This window comes from Pseudomonas sp. NPDC087697, assembly GCF_044743155.1.
In the GTDB taxonomy this organism is placed as follows: Bacteria; Pseudomonadota; Gammaproteobacteria; order Pseudomonadales; family Pseudomonadaceae; genus Aquipseudomonas.
Genome location: NZ_JBIUVW010000059.1, coordinates 14077 through 30507, shown reverse-complemented (window position 1 = coordinate 30507; position 16431 = coordinate 14077). Strand labels below are relative to the sequence as shown.

Annotated in this window: 8 protein-coding genes and 2 pseudogenes; 5 read left to right on the top strand and 5 right to left on the bottom strand. The window is 59.3% G+C overall.

Annotated features, from left to right (window positions below; genetic code table 11):
* Nucleotides 1–76 precede the first annotated feature (76 nt).
* A pseudogene (locus ACIPIN_RS26880) lies at nt 77–793 on the top strand (transketolase-like TK C-terminal-containing protein); the annotation flags it as partial.
* Between the two features lie 11 nt (nt 794–804).
* On the top strand, nt 805–2439 hold the full coding sequence (gene aceF / locus ACIPIN_RS26875) for a dihydrolipoyllysine-residue acetyltransferase (RefSeq protein WP_401124146.1): 1635 nt from the start codon (nt 805–807) through the stop codon (nt 2437–2439).
* A 97-nt stretch (nt 2440–2536) separates the two neighbouring features.
* On the opposite strand, the gene cysC is transcribed toward aceF, so the two are convergent.
* The 4 genes from cysC to ACIPIN_RS26855 form a co-directional block, all read right to left on the bottom strand.
* On the bottom strand, nt 2537–3142 hold the full coding sequence (cysC, locus tag ACIPIN_RS26870) for an adenylyl-sulfate kinase (RefSeq protein ID WP_401124144.1): 606 nt from the start codon (nt 3140–3142) through the stop codon (nt 2537–2539).
* A 2-nt stretch (nt 3143–3144) separates the two neighbouring features.
* Nucleotides 3145–3990: an alpha/beta hydrolase family protein gene (locus ACIPIN_RS26865; protein WP_401124143.1), complete on the bottom strand. Its 846-nt coding sequence runs from the start codon at nt 3988–3990 to the stop codon at nt 3145–3147.
* Nucleotides 3987–6083 (bottom strand): tetratricopeptide repeat-containing sulfotransferase family protein, encoded by a 2097-nt coding sequence (locus tag ACIPIN_RS26860; RefSeq protein ID WP_401124141.1) that lies wholly within the window; start codon nt 6081–6083, stop codon nt 3987–3989. Before ACIPIN_RS26860 ends, ACIPIN_RS26865 begins: the two co-directional genes overlap by 4 nt.
* A 133-nt stretch (nt 6084–6216) precedes the next feature.
* Nucleotides 6217–8880, bottom strand: coding sequence for an autotransporter domain-containing protein (locus ACIPIN_RS26855; protein ID WP_401124139.1), 2664 nt, complete (start codon nt 8878–8880; stop codon nt 6217–6219).
* Nucleotides 8881–9124: 244 nt separating this feature from the next.
* On the opposite strand from ACIPIN_RS26855, the gene ACIPIN_RS26850 reads away from it, so the two are divergent.
* On the top strand, nt 9125–10156 hold the full coding sequence (locus ACIPIN_RS26850) for a helix-turn-helix domain-containing protein (protein WP_401124137.1): 1032 nt from the start codon (nt 9125–9127) through the stop codon (nt 10154–10156).
* On the opposite strand, the gene ACIPIN_RS26845 is transcribed toward ACIPIN_RS26850, so the two are convergent.
* Nucleotides 10116–11465, bottom strand: coding sequence for an MFS transporter (locus tag ACIPIN_RS26845; RefSeq protein ID WP_401124135.1), 1350 nt, complete (start codon nt 11463–11465; stop codon nt 10116–10118). The genes ACIPIN_RS26850 and ACIPIN_RS26845 overlap by 41 nt on opposite strands.
* A 426-nt stretch (nt 11466–11891) precedes the next feature.
* Between ACIPIN_RS26845 and ACIPIN_RS26840 the strand changes: the two are divergent.
* Both ACIPIN_RS26840 and ACIPIN_RS26835 read left to right on the top strand, forming a co-directional pair.
* Nucleotides 11892–13296, top strand: a pseudogene (locus tag ACIPIN_RS26840) (alkaline phosphatase D family protein).
* A gap of 417 nt (nt 13297–13713) precedes the next feature.
* On the top strand, nt 13714–16407 hold the full coding sequence (locus ACIPIN_RS26835; RefSeq protein ID WP_401124134.1) for an EAL domain-containing protein: 2694 nt from the start codon (nt 13714–13716) through the stop codon (nt 16405–16407).
* Nucleotides 16408–16431 lie beyond the last annotated feature (24 nt).

Here is a 16431-nt window from a genome sequence, read left to right as displayed (position 1 = left end):
CTGCTCCGGCGGCCGGTATTCTTTTATCTGCTAAGGACTTAAACACTAATACGGTCACAGCCACATCGTGTCCGCTTCCATCCCGAACTGACGCACCTATTATCCAACCTACGGATACGAGCTGGCGGTGATCATCCAGGACGGCATGAAGAAGATGACCGAAGAGCAGCAGGACGTTTTCTACTACATCACCGTGATGAACGAGTCCTACCAGCAGCCAGCCATGCCGGCCGGTGTGGAAGAAGGCATCATCAAGGGCATGTACCTGCTCGAAGAAGACAACCGCGAAGCGGCGCACCACGTTCAGCTGATGGGCTCCGGCACCATCCTGCGTGAAGTCCGTGAAGCGGCGAAGATTCTGCGTGAAGAGTTCAACGTCGGCGCTGACGTGTGGAGCGTTACCAGCTTCAACGAACTGCGTCGCGATGGTCTGGCCGTAGAGCGCAGCAACCGTCTGCACCCTGGCCAGAAGCCTAAGCTGAGCTACGTCGAAGAGTGCCTGAATGGCCGTCAAGGTCCGGTCATCGCCTCTACCGACTACATGAAGCTGTTCGCCGAACAGATCCGTCAGTGGGTCCCGTCCAAGGAATTCAAAGTCCTGGGCACCGACGGTTTCGGCCGCAGCGACAGCCGCAAGAAACTGCGTCATTTCTTCGAAGTCGACCGTCATTTCGTGGTGTTGGCAGCCCTTGAAGCACTGGCTGACCGTGGTGACATCGAACCTAAGGTTGTGGCTGAAGCCATCGCCAAGTTCGGTATCAACCCGGAAAAACGCAACCCACTGGACTGCTGAGGAGACACTCTGTGAGCGAACTCATTCGCGTACCTGACATCGGCAGCGGTGAAGGTGAAGTAATTGAATTGCTGGTCAAGGTCGGTGATCGCATCGAAGCTGACCAGAGCCTGCTGACACTTGAGTCGGACAAGGCGAGCATGGAGATTCCGGCCCCCAAGGCCGGCGTCATCAAGAGCCTGAAAGTGAAGCTGGGCGATCGCCTGAAAGAAGGCGACGAGCTGATGGAGCTGGAAGTCGAGGGTGCCGCTGCGGCACCTGCGGCTCCGGCCGCTGCTCCTGCTCCTGCGGCCGCTGCAGCACCTGCCGCCGCACCGGCACCGCAAGCTGCTCCAGCGCCAGCCGCTGCGCCTGCTGCCACCGTTCAGGACATTCACGTCCCGGACATCGGCTCGTCGGGCAAGGCCAAGATCATCGAATTGCTGGTCAAGGTTGGCGACACCGTTGCGGCTGATCAATCGCTGATCACCCTGGAGTCCGACAAGGCGAGCATGGAAATCCCTTCGCCGGCTGCCGGCGTGGTGGAAAGCATCGCGGTCAAACTCGAAGACGAAGTCGGCACTGGCGACTTTATCCTCAAGCTGAAAGTGGTGGGTGCTGCGGCACCTGCTGCACCGGCACAAGCTGCCGCTCCAGCACCGGCTCAAGCCGCTGCGCCTGCCGCTGCTGCGGCACCTGTTGCAAAAGCCGAGGCCGCTCCGGCGCAGGTGCAAGCACCAGTGCCAAGCGGTGCCAAGGTTCACGCAGGCCCGGCGGTTCGTCAGCTGGCCCGTGAATTCGGCGTCGAACTGAACGCGGTGAGCCCAAGTGGCCCACACGGTCGCGTGCTCAAGGAAGACGTGCAGGTTTACGTCAAAGCCATGATGCAGAAGGCCAAAGAAGCCCCGGCTGCCGGCGCAACCGGCGGTGCCGGTATTCCGCCGATTCCGGTCGTGGACTTCGGCCGCTTCGGTGAAATCGAAGAAGTGCCGATGACCCGCCTGATGCAAATCGGCGCGTCGAGCCTGCACCGCAGCTGGTTGAACATTCCACACGTGACTCAGTTCGATTCGGCTGATATCACCGACCTGGAAGCGTTCCGTATCGCTCAGAAAGCCGTTGCAGAGAAGGCTGGCGTCAAGCTGACCATCCTGCCATTGCTGCTCAAGTCCTGCGCGCACCTGCTCAAGGAACTGCCGGACTTCAACAGTTCGCTGGCACCAAGCGGCAAGGCGATTATCCGCAAGAAGTACGTGAACATCGGCTTCGCCGTCGACACCCCTGAAGGCCTGCTGGTACCGGTCATCAAGAACGTCGACCAGAAGAGCCTGTTGCAACTGGCAGCCGAAGCCGCTGCGCTGGCTGCCAAGGCCCGCGACAAAAAGCTCACCGCTGACGACATGCAAGGCGCCTGCTTCACGATTTCCAGCCTCGGGCACATTGGCGGCACCGGCTTCACGCCGATCGTCAACGCGCCGGAAGTGGCAATCCTCGGTGTCTCCAAGGCAACCATCCAGCCCGTCTGGGACGGTAAAGCCTTCCAGCCGAAACTGATGCTGCCACTGTCGCTGTCCTACGATCACCGTGTGATCAACGGCGCCGCTGCCGCACGCTTCACCAAGCGTCTGAGCGACCTGTTGGGCGACATCCGCACCATCCTGCTGTAAGACCGAGCGGCCCTCCTTCACCGGAGGGCCACTCGCGTTCCACGCTTTCCGAGCGCCACGCTCGTACCTCAACCCCGCCAATCTGGCGGGGTTTTTTTTATTCCAGCAGCCTGTTTAGCGAGATATTGCCCACCACATAACTCAACAGCGCCTGCAGGCTGTCGGCGATGGAGGTATTGCTTGTGTCGATCCTCAACTCAGGATACTCCGGCACTTCGTATGGAGCGTTAACACCGGTGAACTCAAGCAGCTCACCGGCGCGTGCTTTCTTGTATAAACCCTTGGGGTCACGGGCTTCGCAGGTCGCAAGATCCGTTGCGACATGAATTTCGTGGAACACCGCTCCGGTGGCGTCACGTGCACGCGCACGGTCCTCACGATAGGGTGAAATGAACGCGGTGATGCAGATCAGACCGGCATCGGCAAACAAGGCCGCAGCCTCGCCCACTCGACGGATGTTCTCGGTCCGGTCTTTGGCACTGAAGCCGAGATTCGCATTCAGGCCTCTACGCACGTTGTCACCGTCGAGGACGTAACAGGAATACCCCAGCTTCGTCAGAGCGAGTTCCAGCGCCATGGCCAAGGAGGACTTACCCGAGGCGGACAGTCCGGTCAGCCACAATACCGCGCCGCTGTGGCCATAATGCGCTTCGCGGTCCAACACGCTCAGTGCGTGCGGTACGGCAGTCAGGTTGTTATTCATCTTCAAGGACTCGAGGAACACGGCAGAGGAGTTAGAAGTAATTCCGGCCAGCGGCGAGCCCAGTCGCTTTCATGGCTCATGCCCGGCACGATTTGGCTATGCGCGCATAGACTGGCAGTGGCGCGGACAAAACGTTGCGCAATCACCGGCGGCACGACACTGTCATCGCCACCGCTGAAGTGAAGCTGCGGTATAGACGCGACCTGACGTGCAACGTCGATGGCATTAAGCGACCCAGGCATCGCCGACACGTCATGCAGGCGGTTGACTTCGGCATGATCAAGGTTACCGGCCACGGTACGCAGCGAGGCAATATCGCTACGCCTGGCCGCAATCAATACCGCCAGAGCACCGCCCCCTGAATAGCCGACCAGATGGATGCGCTGACCGGGTACTCCTGCGGCGTAATGAGTGACCGCCCGGTCCATGGCAGCGACCACCTCCTCTGAAAAGCGCTTGTGGGTCCAGTAGGCTTTATCACAACGAGGATTGACCGCCAGCGGCGTGAATTGACAGGGCCGTGCCAGGTACACGACGTTGGCTGCCGGATCTGCCACCGCCAACGCCAGGCCCTCGGCCTGATGCGGTGTTGGATTTTCGGACGGGGCAGTACGCGAACGCCAGGCCATGCCGTCGCCCTCGATGTAGACGCTCAACGGCAAGTCAGGACGGGTTATCCGGTAAAAGCTGGTCAGCACAAAGCTGCCGGTATCGACCAGGTCACGCTGCAAGTTACCGGTGTGCGCCAGGGTTTCGGCGTGCCGGTTCAGATCGGCGCAGCCTGCGAGCATCCCCAGCATCACACACAGACAGGCGAACGCCGCCAGCGGTGTGCTCGATACTTTCATGCCTCGGCAACTCCCAGTGCCGCCAACAGCGGCCCAAGCTGTTCGGCATGCGCGCGCCAGCGACCTTTTGACGTTTTGTAGAGGGGCTGGCGCACCTGATTGACGCTGGCGGTGCGCACCACCCGTTGGGTCTTGTGAAAGTCCAGACAGGCCTCGTCCCACGGCAGGTCAATGAAGTCGATCAAGCGTTTCGCCTGCCCTTCAAGATCATCCAGCACCGACTCGTAGTCCACTTCAATGAAGGACTCGGCGGGTAGCAACTGGCGCCAGTGACCCATCAAGACTTCATAATCGCGATAGAACCGCCCCAGTTCGGCCTGGTCGTAGGTGAACAGTTGCTCACCGCTGAATTGCTTGCTGTAACAGGAGAGACAGGTATCGATCGGGTCGCGACGACAGTGAATAATACGTGCGCCGGGCAGGATCAACGGAATCAGGCCGGCATAGACAAAATTGCCCGGCATCTTGTCGACCAGACGATTCTGACCATTGGCCAGTGGCTTGATTCGCTCAAGGTAGTCATGCCCGATTCTCGCCAGGTCCTGCGCTGAACTGTTGACCAGGTTTTGCGGGAATCCTCCTTGGCGTTCCACCGCCAGGCGTAACGACGACAGTTCGCCTGCGCCCTCCACCTGCGGATGGGAGGCCAGAATTTGCTCGACCAGAGTGGTGCCGGAGCGTGGCATGCCGACGATGAAGACCGGCAGCGACGATGCCGCGCCCATCCCCTGGTGCGCAGATTGAAATTCCTCGGTGAACAACCCGGCGATGCTCTGCATCCATTGCTGCGTCGCGTGGGAATCAAAGGTAAAGGTGGAACGCTTGAGCCGGTTTCCTGTATCCAGGTGATGGAAAGCTCGCACGGAATCACCCGTGTCGAGATACGCCTTGCCCAAGGCAAAGTGGGTCGTCAGCTTGTCGGCCAGCAACAGACCTTCCTCACGCACCAACCCCGCCTCCATGGCTACGATATCGGCATCGCCGGGTTTAAAGGTTTTGCTGTCCGAGCGCCCCGTCAGCGCGCGGATCGACCCTGGGAATGCGGTCAACGCCTGTTCGAAGGCCACGACGGCCTCTTCCTTGCGGCCACTTTCCAGGAGCAGTACGGCTCGCGCGATCATCGCTTCTTCGGTCACCGAGCCAGGCAATGCTACCGCCTGATTGAAATGTTCCAGCGCTTCATCGTGCAGATCGACAGCCTGAAGCGCATTGCCCATGGCGTTGTGGACACTGGCGTCATTGGGCGCCAATGCCAGCGCTTGCCGCGCGCAGTGCAAGGCCTCGTCGAGGAGCCCGCCCTTTTTCAAGACCAGGGCTCGTGCCGTGAGGCCACCGACATGCTGGGGGGCAAACGTGTGCAGTGCATCCAGCCAGCGCAACGCCTCGCCATGATTCAAGCGTTGCGTTTCGGCTTCGGCGATATTCAGGTACGCATCGACCAGCCGTGGGTTGAGTTCGATGGCCCGTCGTCCGGCCGCCACCGCCTCGTCGAAATGCCCTTGTGAACTCAGCAAAAAAGACAGGTTGCTGTAGGCCTCGGCGTAATTCGGGTCGAGGATCATCGCCTGTTTGTAATGCCACTCGGCACGCTCTTGTCGATCCAGGCGGCGATAGGTATTGGCCAGATTGTTGTGTGCTTGTGCCGCTTCCGGGCGCAGGGTCACGACGCGCGTCAAACACTCGAGGCTGTCGTCCAGCTTGCCGCTTTCCTGGAGGATGATCCCCAGGTTGCTCCAGGCATCCACCAGCGCAGGATCCAGCGCAACAGCCTGTCGAGCCGCCTGTTCGGCCTCGGCCAGCAGGCCTTGTTGCCGGCACATCTCGGCCAGGTTACTGAAATAAATCGCCGGTGCGCTCAGCGTTTGGCAAGCCCGGCGCAGGTAACTTACGGCCAGCTCCAGCCGGCCAAAGGCGTGGGCCATCAACCCGAGCAAATGCAGCGCGTCTGGCTGTTGTGGCCACTCGACCAATATGCGCTGACACAGCTGCTCGGCCTGTTGTGCCTGACCCGTGCTCCAGTGTTGATGGGCCAGCGTCATGGCTTCGGCAAGCGTCAGTTGCGGGGTGCCGGAAGCTGTCGGTGTGCTGCTCATACGGGGCCTTCAAATAGGGAGTAGAGACTATTGCGCAAGGGATTTTCGTCCACATCCGCTGCCGACCGACAAATAAACGCCCATGGTTCATCGCTGAACCATGGGCGTTACCGGGTGAGCGGAATGTAGCGGATCAGAAGTTCCAGCGCACCTGCACATCACCGGTATTGGCGGTGTAACCACTCGCCGCTTCCAGGGTGTACTTCACCCCCAGACTGAGGTTTTCGCTGTGCAGCAGCGTGACGCCCAGTGCCAGCACCCCGGTGTCGTCAATCGCTTTCGCGCCCGGACTGGTGAAGCTGGTGGCGCCCGAGCTATCGGCGGCAAAGTTGGCAACCGATTGCAGGCCGGTGTCGTGGTACTCATGACGCCAGGTCAGTTGCGCCGACGGCACTACGCTGCCGTAGGACGTGGCGAAGGAGCGTTCCAGCTTGGCGCCCAGGTCGCTCTTGAGCGAATTGCTGCTGGTGGAGTCGACGTGCAGGGCCGCGCCGTTGCCACCGGATTCGGTGTAGCTGTCCTGGCGTAAGGTGCTGTAGGTCAAACCGGCAATCGGCGTGAGGATGGTGTGGGCCAGCGCCGCGCCGAGGTCGATCGGGTAACCGGCCTGAGCGGAAGCGATGTACTGCATGCCGTCGTGCTGGCCTTTGGCCGAACCGCTGAAGCCGCTGAAGTCGATTTCACGCGTGGTGTCGTATTGGTGCTGGACGGCACCCAGCGACAGGTCCAGGTACCACGGCTGGCCTTGGTAGCTGGCATAGCCGAACAGACCGTAGGACTTCACGTCGGCGGAACTACCGGTGTTGTCGCCGTCGTTGTTCACCGTGGTCTTGGTGTAGCTGAACAGACCGCCGGCGCGCCAGCTGTCGTTGAGCGCGCCATCGGCGCCCAGCAGCAGGCCGCTGTAATGGGCGTGGTAGCCGGCAACATCGTCGCGTTCACCCAGACGAGAACTGCCGCCAAAGGCCTGGCCCCAGAGCCCCGTGTTGCTGGCGCTTTCACCGGTGGCCACGCCGCTGCCGAACGTGTCGTTCTGCGCGGTGCGCAGGCCTTCGAGGTGTGCCGACGTGACATTCAGCACTTGGACGGTGGACGCGGTCGACGCCTGGGTGGCGGCGGCGGTGTTTGCGGTCGGGCTCAACTGGGCCCCGGCGTGGTTGCCGGCGGCCGGGGAATCGAGGGCCGCGGCGGCGTTGAACAGGTTCATCAGGCCGGGATTGTAACCGCCGTAATTGAACAGCCCGGCCAGGGTTGTGGTGCCGTTGGCCGTGGTGGCCTGATTGATCGGGGCATACACCGGATCAACCACTGGAGTGACCGGAGTCACCACAACGACTGGGGTGACCGGAGTATCCGGAGTAACCGGGGTGACTGGAGTAACCGGAGCAACCGGAGTAACGGGTATGGCAGCACCCACGGTGAGCAACAAGTCGGCATGGGTGCCATCCGCCACACTGGCGCCTGCCACGTTATACCCTGGGGCCGTGTAATGCAGGCTGCTGGCGTTGTAATTGGTGCCGGTGGCGTTGGCTTGAACCACCACGTAACGCTGGCCTTGGGCAAAGCCATAGCTGCCCAGCTTCTGCAGGCCGACCGTGGAGCCCGCCTCGATGTTCGCCGTCCCGGAAACCACCAGACGGCCATAACCGCTGTCGGTCGCGACATTACCGGTGGTCAGCGCATTATCGGCCACGCCGAAGATCAGGCTGGCGTCGCTGCCCTGGGTGTAATTGCCGTTGATAGCGATCGTGTTATTGACCTGCAGCGTTGCCGCCAGGTTAGACACCGTATGGGTAGGTTCACCCGAAACGTTGATGTTGTCATTGAGCAACAGGTTGCCAGAGCCGAATACCAGGTTCGAGAAACTATTGGTGATCTGACCGAGGTTGCTGGAGCTCACACCACCGGTGCCGGCGCCGGTCAGAATGCCGAACACCGAACCTGTACCGCCATTGATCGTCAGGTTCTGCGTGGAGATATTGCGGATCTGGCCGGCGATGGTTCCGGAGTTGGTGACAGTGCTCAGGGTCCCGGCTGTATCGTTATAAATGGCGAATCCAGTACCCGTGATCAGACCGCTGTTGTTCAGCGAGGTGATGGTACCGCCGTTGTAAATGCCATCGTAGCCGCTGATGGTGCCGCTGTTGCTCAGCGTGCCGATGCTGCCGGAGTTGTTAATACCACCCGTGCTAGGGCCGCTGATGGTGCCGCTATTGCTCAGCGTGCCGATGCTGCCGGAGTTGTTAATCCCCGTGTTGCCACCGCTGATGGTGCCGCCAGCGTTATTGTTCAGCGAGGTAATGGTACCGTTGATGTTGTTGTTAATGCCTGCGCCGGGGCCCGTGATGCTGCCGCTGTTGTTCAGCGTGCCGATGAGGGCGCCATTGTAGTTGGAAATGCCCATGTTGCTGCTGCTGATAGTGCCGCTGTTGTTCAACGTGCCGATGCTACCGGTGTTGCCAATGCCAGAGGAGCCACCGCTGCTGATGGTGCCGCCAGCGTTATTGTTCAGCGAGGTAATGCTGCCGCTGCTGCTGTTCTTAATGCCAACGTTGTTGCCAGTGATGCTGCCGCTGTTGCTCAACGTCCCAATGCTGCTGGTGTTGTAAACACCGGCGCTGTTGCCATGGAGAGTGGTCAGTGCCGGGTTGTCCAGCGAGGGAGTCGGGCTGCTGTTGTAAATACCATACTGATTAACGGCACTGGCCTGGCCCGCGGCCAATGCCGACGCAATGGCGATGGCCAGGACCGTCAATCGGCCTGGTGTGCGTGACGGTGGGTGTTTGAACGAGTGCATGTGATGTTTCCCCCGGTTGTAATGAGCGGGTCGTTGCGATTTTCGGGATCAGCCATGCGTAACCGCATGTCCTCCTGAATCACGACCTGACTGGCAGCTTTTTAGGCTCTAGGTTTTTTGGTGGCATTTTGCGGGGGGTTACGGAGGGCACTTGACCGTGCGTCTCAGTTTTTGAACTTTTTTTGAACCTGTGGGTCGCGTTACGCTAACGTGTGGCGACTGAGGCCTTGGCGGAAACGATTGGATGGATAGCACCACGATCAAAAAGCCTTATGGCGGTCCATTGCCTGCTCTCGAACTCCAGCACCATCACTTCAATGTCAGTGGTGAATCAGTCCCTCGGCAGTTGCTGGCCTGGCGGGAGCGGGTCGGTCATGTCATCGATGTGCTGCCTTCATTGGCACAAGTCGAACTGCCTTTCCAGGGAGCCATCGATCGATACGATTTCGGCCCTGCACGCTTCACCAACTGCCTCAGCGACAGCCTGCTGCTCGATCGTTCAGTGGCGCGTATCTCCACGGATACCCAGCGCGAATATGTCTTTCAGGTATTCACGGCGGGCGGGATCGAGTCCGTTGGGAGGGGCGATCCGTCACGCGGTCGGAGGCATTCGACCGCCAGTATTTTTGCCATCGATCTGAATCAGCCGATACGCATGCAACGTAGCGCTTGCCAGGTGCTGACATTGGTCATGCCCCGCTCGGTTGTGGACACAGCCTTTCCCCATGCAGAAGCCATCCACGGCAGAGCGTTTGAAAACACCGGGCCCTTGACGCAGTTGTTCTTCGAACATGTGCTGGCGTTTTCCAGGAACCTTCCCGGGCTAAGTGCACGTGAAGCGGACAGCACCTTCAATGTGAGTGTGCAACTGCTGCTCGCCGCGCTTGGCAAACAGACCAAACTCAGCGGCAATGCACGTGCCGCGGTGCGCGCGGCCATGTTCGACAAAGCCCGACGTTATGTTCAGGCCAACCTCCATCGAGACTCGCTGTCGCCCGAAAGCCTGTTGGAGGCCTTGCAGTTACCCCGCCCTACGCTCTATCGCCTGTTCGAGCATGAGGGAGGACTCGGCGCCTATATCCGCAATCGTCGGCTGCGTGAGGCAGCCGATGAACTGGTCAAATTCCCGAATCTTCCGGTGATGGATATCGCTTATGGGCTGGGTTTCAAAAGCGCTTCGGACTTTACCCGGGCCTTTCGTCGGACCTACGAAATGGCACCCCAAGATCTGCGGTTCATCGCGTCGCAGCGTCTGCGCAATAGTTCGCGGACTTGATCGAACGTAATCGTTGAAGGCTGTCTGGAAACAGGATCAGTGCAAACAGGCTGATACACATGACGGCCAACAGATACCAGGCAGGCGCCATTGGATTGCCGGTCACGCCGATCATCCAGGCCACGATAAAGGGGCAAAAGCCGCCAAAAATCAGTGTTCCCAGGCTGTAGATCGTCGAAATGGAAGTCGCCCGATAATGACGGGGAAAGGCTTCCAACATCATCACAGTGGTGGCGGCGTTGCTACACAGCAACAGCAGTGAATACCCACCGATGACCAGCAATGAGAGTGGCTCGCCAATCCCTGTCGTCAACAGCAGGAAAACCGGGTAAACCAGCACAATGCTGCTGATCATCGTCAAATACTGGATCGGCTTGCGCAGGCGTTGCCTGTCGGTGATGCGGGCCAGCAGTGGCACGCCGATGAAAATCAGGGCACTCGACAGGCAGGCGGATAGCAGGCTGACGGTCGCCGGCATATGCAGCGTGCCGACCAGATAAATGGGCATGTAAAACACCAGTATATAAATCCCCGCTGTCGGTGTTGCCATCAACAGTATGCCTAGCCAGAACGGCCGGGAGTGCTGCGCCAGGAGTGTCTTCATAGCGGGGCGACGGGACTTCTTCATCGCAACGTCAGGCATTTGCCGACGGAGGTACCAGCCGACCGGTCCGATCAACAGTCCGACAACAAACGGAATGCGCCAGCCCCACTGGAGCAATGCCTCAGGGCTCAGCAGCATCGTGGTAAAGGCGCCGACCAGAGCCCCTGCCAGCGCGGCGGCAGCCTGGCTCGCCGCACGCCAGCTGACCCCATAACAACGATTTTTCCGGGCGGTCAGCTCCATCAGCACCACCGAGGAAACGCCAATCTCGCCGCCCACCGCAAACCCCTGCATCAGCCGCGCGGCAACGATCAGTAGCGTGGCCGCTGGCCCCATGACGCTATAGGGCGGCATAAATACCATCAACGCGGTGCCCAGCGTCATCAACGCAATAGAGCAGGTCAGGCCCGCCTTTCGCCCTTTGCGATCGGCCAGATGACCAATGAACAACGCGCCGATCGGGCGCATCGCGAACCCGGCACCAAAGGTGAGCAATGACAGCAACAGCGATCCAAACGCGCTGTCGGAAGGAAAGAACAACTTGCCGATGGCCACTGCCGAAAAGCTGTAGACCGTGAAATCATAAGTCGCCAAGCCATTACCGATAGCGGCGGCGAGGGCCATGCGCTTTTTGTGCGCACGGGTATTTGCTGACAACTCGATTAATGACGCTGGAGCCTGTGGAGATACAGCGGATTTTGGCATTTTGCGCCCCCTTGGACAGCACTGAAAATCAGAACATGCTCATTTCAGGCTCCTTGCCATGAACACAACGTCAGGAGTGTGGCGATTGAATTTACCCTTACGGACCCGCATTGGCATTGCCTTGACACAAGGATTCAAAAGGTGATGTCAAATTGACATATTTTACAGTGAGGGCAAAACGATATCGCTTCGAGCTTGCGTCGATACACCCGCGTTCATCTGCTGCTGTCGCTGGCGACCTGTACCTATTCCTACTGTCGATAGCCATCAAGACTACCTCTGTGGCTTACTCAGACCACAACCAAAGTCCACTTACCTATCAATATTTATCGCCCGACGAACAATAGGATAAGTCCAACACGGCACATTGACTGCTTTCGTAAAACACCAACATCTTTAATAGCTACACTTCGAACGGACTCGAAAATGCTTAAACCTACTGTCGGCCCGATTATTGGCCATACAACAACTAACCATGCACGTATCTTTTTACGCGGCGATGTTAAAAAACACTCTCCAGTATTTGCTGGAGTACGTTATCGCCGCGCCGGTGATACACACTGGTCCAAAGGTCTTTTTGTTGCCCTGTCGCCATTACGTGACATGTCCGACGTTATCGCACTCAACAACCTCACCCCCCGATACCGTCTTCGAATACCAGGCTGGCTGGTTCAGCACCATGAGCCCGGTGCATACCGTGGAAACGGTACAAGAACTGCCATTGCAATGGCCGAAGGAAATCTACCGCTTGCGCACTGCATCCAGCAAAACCAACGCAGCACGTGGCTATATCGTCGGTTCATGCCGCTACCTGCGCATGACGCTGGGCGTGCCGTCGGCCCCCGCCAAGGGCGACAGAATTTTTGCGGCTATCCACTCACTGGCTGAAAAAGCATTCCCCCCGATCAGTGCCCTGTTGATGACGGGCGATCAGATTTATGTCGATGACCTGAATATTATTGGCCCCGATCGGGAGTACCAGGAAATCCTCAGCAAGTATCGCAGCGCCTTTTCTCAGCCGCACATTCAGAAGTTGATGTCTGTACTCCCCACTTACATGATCCTCGATGACCACGAAATAGAAGACAACTGGCCCATCAATGAAAGTAAAACCGACAAATATCTCTATAAAAATGCAATGGCGGCTTATGAGTTATATCAGGCCAGTCATAGCCCTGCCCACGCGTTACTGCCCGACGGACAACCAAGCCGCGAACTAAAACACTACTGGTATCAGTTTTCCGAAGGGGATATCGAATGGTTCGTGACCGACAGTCGAACCCGGCGCAACCTCTCGGCCGATGATCGACGTATCCTCGATGCAGAGCAGGAGCAAGCACTGCTCAAATGGCTGATCCACAGCCCGGCACGGGTCAAGTTCGTGGTCACCAGCGTGATGTTCTACCCCGACCGCAAGCACCATGGCGACGATGCCTGGAAAGCCTTTCCAGAGCAGCGCCTGCGCCTGCTGGAAACCATCCGAACCCACAAGATCAAGAACGTCATCATCGTTTCCGGTGACGTTCATGGCTCACTCACCAGCCGCCTGAGCCACAGCGAAGACCCGGACTTCGAGGTTCACACCATCGTCTCATCGCCTCTGTGCAACAGCGCACTGCTGCCCTACGCCAAAGCCTCGATCTTCATACTCGACCAACCGCTGGTGCGGACCGCCGCGGGCGATTATCACCACCAACTGACCAGCAAAGTGGTCAGTCAGGATAACTTCGCGCATTTGATCATCGATACAGAGCAGATTCGCGTCAGTTATCACGACCGGGATGGCAACCCTCTGCAATCAGTCAACATCGCGCTGCGCAGCACTCTGTAGAACGGTTCACTCGCCTTCGACCTTGCAACCTTGAAATACGATGCAGCACCGCACCGTAGCAGCTGCCGAGCCCGCGAGGCTGCGTTCGGCTGCGAAGCAGTCGTTGAATCAGGCAATGCGTTCTTGCTGGAATACCGTGGACTCAGGGTTTGCGAGGACTTCGTCCTCGAACGCAGCCTCGCGGGCTCGGCAGCTGCTACGGGAGCCAGTGTAAGCCGCACCCTGGCGCCGAACACCTGATCCGCAATCGTTTCAGCAGCTTATTGCAGAAATACCGCCGCCTGCCGATACATTCTTATAGCACTTAGCCTTCATCCTCACTTGTCAGTCAGTGCAGCATGATGCAACCTTGCCGCAGGCAACAGTAAAGAGGGCGCGAGCCCGGCGCGATCAGCATTTTCGAAGCGAGTTTCTTCCATGAAAAGCCATCCCGATGCCGCCAGCCGTATGGTGGCCGAGGTAGTGACGCAGTTGCCTGTGCCCTCGCGGCTCGGCATGCTGCGTTTCGAACGGCTGAATGAAGCGAGCTGGGCGCTGCTGTTCCTTGACCCCAATTGCGAACGCCAGTTCGGTTTGCCCGCCGTCGAGCTTTGCGCTCTGGTCGGCTCACCCTACGCGAGCCTGATGGAACCTGAAGCGCGCTATCAGTTGCACGATGCGATCCAGCAGCAATTGACTGCAAGCCCGCATTACCTGATCCGCTACACGCTGCACACTGCCCAGGGCTCCCTCAGCCTGCTCGAACTGGGCGAAGCCTACAAACAACATAATCGCCACTTGCTACGCGGCTATCTGCTGGTGGTCGACGGTCTGTTTACGGATGATCCGCTGCTACCGGCGCTGGACCTGGAAACCCAGAACTCGCGCCTGCAGATTGCCCTGGAGCTGAACCAGCGCGCCCAGCAGGAACAACTGCTGCACCTGGAGCGGGTGCGCGCCCAACAGGACTTGATCCTGCTGCTTGCCCGCCAGCGCTACAGCACCGGTAACTCCCTGCAAGAAGCCGCCGAACTGATCACCCGCAGCGCCTGCGACATCTACGAAATCGACTCCGCGAGCCTGTGGAACCTCGAAGGTAAGCAGTTGGTGCCGATTTCCGCCTACCACCGCGCCTCTAAAGAGTACTGGTTGCCGGACGTGATCGACGCCAGCAGCTTCCCGGATTATCTGGAAGCCTTGCACACCAGCCGCGCGATTGACGCGCACAACGCCATGCGCGACCCACGCACCCGGGACATGGCCGAGAGCCTGCGCCCGCGCGACATCAATGCAATGCTCGACGCCAGCATCCGTGTCGACGGTCAGGTAGTCGGCGTGCTGTGCCTCGAACAAACCGGCATGACCCGCGCCTGGCAGTCGGACGAGATCGCCTTCGCTGGCGAGTTGGCCGACCAGTTCGCCCAGGTCATCAACAACCACAATCGCCGCACCGCCACCAGCGCCCTGCACCTGTTCCAGCGCGCGGTCGAACAAAGTGCCAACGCCTTTTTGCTGGTCAACTGCGACGGTGTGGTCGAGTACGTCAACCCGAGCTTCACCGCGATCACCCAGTACAGCACCGAAGAAGTCCACGGCCATCGGCTGTCGGAACTGCCGGCGCTGGAAAACCTCAGCGAGCTGCTATTCGACGCACCCTCAAGCCTGGCCAAGAGCAACAGCTGGCAGGGTGAATTCAAAAGCCGGCGCAAAAACCTCGAACCGTACTGGGGCCAGCTGTCGATCTCCAAGGTCTACGGTGACAACCGTGAACTGACCCACTACATCGGCATCTACGAAGACATCACCCAGACCAAGCTCGCCCAGCAACGTATCGAGCGCCTGGCCTACACCGACAATCTGACAAACCTGGGCAACCGTCCGGCGTTCATCCGCAACCTCGACGAGCGTTTCGCCCGCGACAGCGACAGCCCGATCTGTCTGCTGCTGGTGGACATCGACAACTTCAAGCGGATCAACGACAGCCTCGGCCACCAGACCGGCGACAAACTGCTGATCAGTCTCGCCCGGCGTCTGCGCAACAGCCTGAGCCCGAGCGGCAGCCTGGCGCGCTTCGCCAGTAACGAATTCGCGGTGCTGCTGGACGACACCAACCTTGAAGTCGGCCAGCAAATCGCCAGCCAATTGTTGATGACGCTGGACAAGCCGATGTTCGTCGACAACCAACTGATCAGCGTCACCGGCTCCGTGGGCCTGGCCTGCGCGCCGCTGCACGGCCGCGATCCGCAGACCCTGATGCGTAACGCGGGGCTCGCGCTGCACAAGGCCAAGGCCAACGGCAAACATCAGGTTCAGGTGTTTACCGAAGCACTGAATGCCGAGGCCAGCTACAAGCTGTTCGTGGAAAACAACCTGCGCCGCGCCCTGACCCAGAACGAGCTGGATGTGTTCTATCAACCCAAGCTGTGCCTGCGCTCCGGACGCTTGCTGGGGATGGAAGCGTTGCTGCGCTGGAACCATCCGGAAAAGGGCATGATCCGCCCGGATCAGTTCATCAGCGTCGCCGAAGAAACCGGTCTGATTATCCCCATCGGCAAATGGATCGCCCGTCAGGCGTGCCGCAAGAGCATCGAGCTGACCGCCGCCGGGCTGGGTAATTTGCAGGTGGCGATCAACCTGTCACCCAAGCAGTTCTCCGACCCGGACCTGGTCTCGTCGATTGCCAACATCCTCAAGGAAGAGCGACTGCCCGCGCGCTTGCTGGAGCTGGAGCTGACCGAAGGCCTGCTGCTGGAAGCCACCGAAGACACCCACTTGCAGCTCGACCAGCTCAAGCGTCTGGGCCTGACCCTGGCCATGGACGACTTCGGCACCGGTTATTCGTCGCTCAGTTACCTGAAGAAATTCCCGATCGACATCATCAAGATCGATCGCAGCTTCATCCATGAAATCCCGGACAACCAGGACGACATGGAAATCACCTCGGCTGTAATCGCCATGGCCCACAACCTCAAGCTCAAAGTGGTCGCCGAAGGCATCGAAACCTCCGAACAGCTGGCGTTCCTGCGTCGCCACCGTTGCGATGTCGGCCAGGGTTACCTGTTCGACCGGCCGATCCCGGGCGCCGAGCTGATCGAGAAGCTCAAACGCTACCCGCGTGGCCCAATCGCCTGACAGCCGCGTAACACTCGGGCACAC